4 protein-coding genes are annotated in these 4,877 nt (G+C 79.1%); 3 read left to right on the forward strand and 1 reads right to left on the reverse strand.

Features of this window, described 5'->3' with window-relative positions; genetic code table 11:
* Positions 1-2,273: AfsR/SARP family transcriptional regulator (locus AC3WUG_RS16595; RefSeq protein WP_492328676.1), on the reverse strand; the 2,273-nt coding region annotated here is incomplete at its 3' end.
* A gap of 221 nt (positions 2,274-2,494) precedes the next feature.
* Between AC3WUG_RS16595 and upp the strand changes: the two genes are divergently transcribed.
* From upp to AC3WUG_RS16610, 3 genes are all read left to right on the forward strand, one after another.
* Positions 2,495-3,130, forward strand: a complete 636-nt coding sequence (gene upp / locus AC3WUG_RS16600) for a uracil phosphoribosyltransferase (protein WP_147795275.1) — start codon at positions 2,495-2,497, stop codon at positions 3,128-3,130.
* A gap of 273 nt (positions 3,131-3,403) precedes the next feature.
* On the forward strand, positions 3,404-3,715 hold the full coding sequence (locus tag AC3WUG_RS16605; RefSeq protein WP_492328677.1) for a hypothetical protein: 312 nt from the start codon (positions 3,404-3,406) through the stop codon (positions 3,713-3,715).
* A 410-nt stretch (positions 3,716-4,125) separates the two neighbouring features.
* A complete protein-coding gene (locus AC3WUG_RS16610; RefSeq protein ID WP_492328678.1) occupies positions 4,126-4,791 on the forward strand; it encodes an NAD(P)H-binding protein in 666 nt (221 codons plus the stop codon).
* The last annotated feature ends 86 nt before the right edge of the window (positions 4,792-4,877 follow it).

The following is a 4,877-nucleotide window of genomic DNA, read 5'->3' on the forward strand; positions in this document are numbered from 1 at the left end:
ACCGGGCGCAGGCCGCCCGCCGCCGCGGCGCGGCGCACCGCCAGCCGCGCGCGGGCCCCGGCCCGCAGGTCGCCGAACATCAGCTCGGTGCCGGCCAGCATCGCCAGGGCGAGCACCGCGGGCTCGGGATCGCGGTCCGGCGCCCAGCCGTCGCTCGCCGCGAGGACGCCCCGCTGCACGTCCTGCAGCTCCTCGTGGGCCCCCTGCAGCATCCAGCGCAGCCCCACGACGGCGAACAGCGCGAGCACCGTGCCGGGCCGGCGGGTGCCCGCCGCGAGCTCGCGGCGCAGCAGCGCCACCAGGTTGTCGTGCTCGACGTCGCCGACCGGGTCGAGCAGCACGCGCTCGGGGCTGCCGGCGCGCCGGACGATCCCCGACGCGACGTCGTCCGCCCAGTCCAGGACGGCGTCCCGCACCCGGTCCTCCTCGCCGAGGGCCGCGACCTCGCGCTGGCCGAACTCGCGCACCGTCTCGAGCATCCGGTACCGGACCTCGCCGGTGCGCGGCTCCTCCTCGACCCCGAGCAGCGACTGCGCGACCAGCGCGTCCAGGTCGTCGAGCACCGCCGACTCGGCGGCCTCGCCCGCGACCAGCGCGAGCGCCGCCGGCAGCCCGAAGCCGTCCGGCAGCACGGCCGCCCGGCGGCACAGCGCCCGCTGCCGCTCCGTGAGCAGGTCCCAGGACCACGCGATGACCGCCAGCAGGGTGCGGTGCCGCTCGGGGGTGCCCGCGCCGCCGGACACGAGCAGCGCGAACCGGTCGGTGAGCCGGCGCTCCACCTCGGCGACGGTGAGGGAGCGGGTGCGCGCCGCCGCGAGCTCGATCGCGAGGGGCAGGCCGTCCAGGCGGGTGCACAGCCGCTCGACGACGTCCGCCGGGAGCGTCACGCCCGGCCGCACGGCGGTCGCGCGCTCGGTGAACAGCCGGACCGCCGCGCCCGGGCCGCCGTCCGCGTCCCGGGTCGGCAGCGGGTCCAGCGGGTGCACCCGCTCCCCCGGCACGCCCAGCGGCGCGCGGCTGGTCGTCAGCACCTGCACGCCGGGCAGCGTGCCGACCACCTCGGCCACCCAGCTCGCGACGCCCCGGAGCACCTGCTCGCAGTTGTCGAGCACGAGGAGCGTCGGCTGCTCGCCGAGCCGGTCGAGCACCCGCTCCGCCAGGGTGCGCAGCCGCTGGTCCGTCACGCCGCCGCGCCGGGCCGCCGCCTCGGGCACCTGGAGCGCGCCCGCGAGCGCCGGCAGCACGTCCGGGTCGTCGCGCACCGAGGCGAGCTCGGCGACGTACACCGCGCGGGACCGCCCGGCGGCGCGCCGGGCGACCTCCTGCACCAGGCGGGTCTTGCCGAGGCCGCCCGTGCCCAGGACGGTGACGACCGGGGCGGCGCCGAGCAGCGCCTCGACGGCGGCGACGTCGGCGTCCCGGCCGATGAGCGCGTTGGGGGCGACGCGGAGGCCGCGGGCGACGGGGGCGGACGCGGCGACGGGCGCGGCGACGGGCGCGCGGGCGGCCGGGGCGGTCGCCGTCCCGCCCAGCAGCTCCAGGTGGAACGCCGCGACCTCCGGTGCCGGGTCCGTACCGAGCGCCTCGCGCAGCCGCTCCCGGTACGCCCCGAACGCCGCGACCGCCTCGGTGCCCCGGCCCGCCGCGTGCAGCGCGCGCATCCGCAGCAGGTGCGCCCCGTCGTCGAGCGGGGCGAGCGCCAGCAGGTCCTGGGCGGCCGCGAGCGCCCCGCCGTCCCCGAGGTCGAGCAGCGCCGTCGTCCGCACCCGGAGGAGGTCCCGGTGCAGCGTGTCGGCGCGGGCGGCCAGGGCGTCGACCAGGTCGGGCGCGGTGGCGCCGGTGCCGGGCTCCCCGTCCCACAGGGCGAGCGCGGCCCCGGTGCCGGCCGACGCCGCCGCCGCGTCGCCCGCCGCCAGCGCGGCCCGGGCAGCGGCGAGGGCGTCGGTCGCCCGGAGCAGGTCCACGCCGCCGCGGTCCGCGCCGAGGGCGTAGCCGGCCGCGGTGGACGCGAGCAGGCCCGGGTGGGCGCCGCGCAGCCGGGACACCAGCGTCTGGAGCGCCGCGCGGCCCGACGCCGGGGCGCCGTCCGGCCAGGTCTCGTCCACCGCCCGCGCGGTGGACAGCCCGCGGGGCTCGAGGGCGAGCGCCAGCAGCAGGTTGGCGCCCAGGCCGGTCACCGGCAGCAGCGCGCCGTCCGGGCCGGCCGCCCGGACCTGGCCCAGGACGGCCAGCCGCAGCGGCCCGGCTGCGGGGTCGGGCGCGGGACCAGGCACCGCGGCAGTCTAGGTCGCGCGGCGCCCCCGCAGGGCGGAGGCGGTCACCCCGGCGCCGCCCGGGACCCTCGTCGGTCCCGGCGCCCCCGGGTGCTGGATGCGCAGCGGCGACGGCGCAGGCAGGGGGCTGCGCCGTCGCCGCGCGCTGCCCTCATCGTGTCGCCGGTCACGCCCCGGCGCCCGGGACGTCGGTCCCGGGGTGCGCACGGTAGGTTGGGCACATGCGCCTGCACGTCGCCGACCACCCGCTCGTCGCCCACAAGCTGTCGGTGCTCCGGAACAAGGACACGTCGTCCCCGACGTTCCGCAAGCTCGTCGACGAGCTGGTGACCCTGCTGGCGTACGAGGCGACCCGCGAGGTCCGCACCGAGCCCGTCGAGGTCGTGACCCCCGTGGCCACCACCACCGGCGTGAAGATCGCCGAGCCCCTGCCCCTCGTGGTCCCGATCCTGCGCGCCGGCCTCGGGATGCTCGACGGCATGACCCGCCTGATGCCGACCGCCGAGGTCGGGTTCCTGGGCATGCAGCGCGACGAGACGACGCTCGAGGCCATCACCTACGCCAACCGGCTGCCCGAGGACCTCACCGGCCGGCAGTGCTTCCTGGTCGACCCGATGCTCGCCACCGGCGGCACGCTGGTCGCGGCGATCGACTACCTGTTCGCCCGCGGCGCCCGCGACGTCACGGCGGTCTGCCTCCTCGCCGCGCCCGAGGGCCTCAAGGTCGTCGAGGACGCCGTCGGCGACCGCGGCGACGTGACCGTGGTGGTCGCGGCCGTGGACGAGCGCCTCGACGAGAACGCGTACATCATCCCGGGCCTCGGCGACGCGGGCGACCGGCTGTACGGCGTCGTCTGACGCCCCGCGGGGCCGCGCGCCCCGTCCGTGCCGTGCCGTCATCGGGTCTCGACCGCTGAGACCGCGCGCGGAAAGCCCTTGGCCCCCGGCAGGCCGGCTGCCACCATCGGGGGCGTGATCCTCCGCCGACGCCCGACCGACGCCTCCCCGGCGTCCGTCGGCGTACGCCCGGGAGCGCATCGCACGCGCTGTTGGTCCTGACGCCCCGCCGTCCCCCGACCACCACCCCGGCCGCCCGCCCGCAGCGGCCCCCGCGCACACCCGGAGCACCCCGTGGCACGTCACCGCACCCCTGCACCCCTGCCCCTCCCCGCGCCACCGCGCGACGAGGGCCCCGCCGGCCGGGCCGGCTTCGTGCTGTACGTCGGCCTGCAGGGCGACGCGCCCGACCTCGACGCCGCGCACGCCGCCGACCTGGCCGAGGTCGCCGAGGCGTTGCGCGACCTCGCGCGCGACCTGCTGCCGACCGCCGAGACGTTCACCGCGCTGTCCCTGGTCCCGTCCGGGCGCGAGGACGACGTGCAGACCATCCGCCGGCGGCTCGCCGGCCTGCAGCCGCTCGGGTCCGCCGCCGAGCCGGCCTGACGCGGCGGCGCGGGTGCACGAGCACCCAGCCGCCCCCGCCGTCGGCGCCCGGGCAGCACCTGGGTGCCCACCTGGTCGCCCGTCCCACCCCTCAGTCCGCCCCGATCTCCACCCAACGGGGCGTGTTCTGCTACTCATCGGTCGTCAGACGGGCGTCGATCGGGCCTAGCGTGGGCAGTGCGACGACCACCGCGGACCGGCCCTCCGGGGCCGACCACCGCGAGGTCCCGCAGCCGTCCGGCGTTCGCCCCCCTGGCGCCGGACGGCACTGGCCGGCCCCCGGTCCGAGCACGTCAAGGCCCCCTGCCACGGGCCGGGGACCGGCCACCTCCCCGTGCGGCGCCACCGGCGCCGCACGCGCGGCCCGGGCAGCGGGTGCGGCGCCCGGGCCGCGCTCCTACCGTGGGGGCATGCGCATCGCCATCGCCGGAGGCCACGGTCAGATCGCCCGCCGACTGAGCAGGCTGCTCGCCGAACGGGGTGACACGCCGCTCGCGATCGTGCGGAACCCGGACCACGTCGCCGACGTCGAGGCGGACGGTGCGACCGCGGTGCTGCTCGACCTCGAGTCGGCGGACGTCGACGCGCTCGCCGCGCAGCTCGCCGACGCGGACGCCGTCGTGTTCGCCGCGGGGGCGGGCCCGGGCAGCGGGGCCGAGCGCAAGGACACCGTGGACCGTGGCGCCGCGGCGCTGCTCGCGGACGCGGCCCAGCAGGCGGGGGTGCGGCGCTACCTGCTCGTCTCCTCCGTCGGCGCGGGCTCGGAGCCGCCCGCCGGCACGGACGAGGTGTTCGCGGCGTACCTGCGCGCGAAGACCGCCGCCGAGGACGACCTCCGCGGCCGGGACCTCGACTGGACGATCCTTCGCCCGGGCGGCCTGACCGACGACCCCGGCACCGGGCACGTGCGCCTGGGCGCGGAGGTCCCGCGCGGGCAGGTGCCGCGCGACGACGTGGCCGCCGTGCTCGTCGGGCTGCTGGACGAGCCCCGCACGGCCGGCCTGGTGCTGGAGCTCTCGGAGGGCGCGACCCCGCTGGCCGCGGCGGTCGCCGCGGCCACCGAGCGCGAGGACTGACCCGGGGCCCCGCGACCTCCCCCGCTCTCACGGTGGAAGGTTGTGACGGACACGCCGTCGGCGTGTCCGTCACAACCTTCCAGTGC

The organism is Cellulomonas sp. EB106-03-03-XG116 (assembly GCF_058792015.1).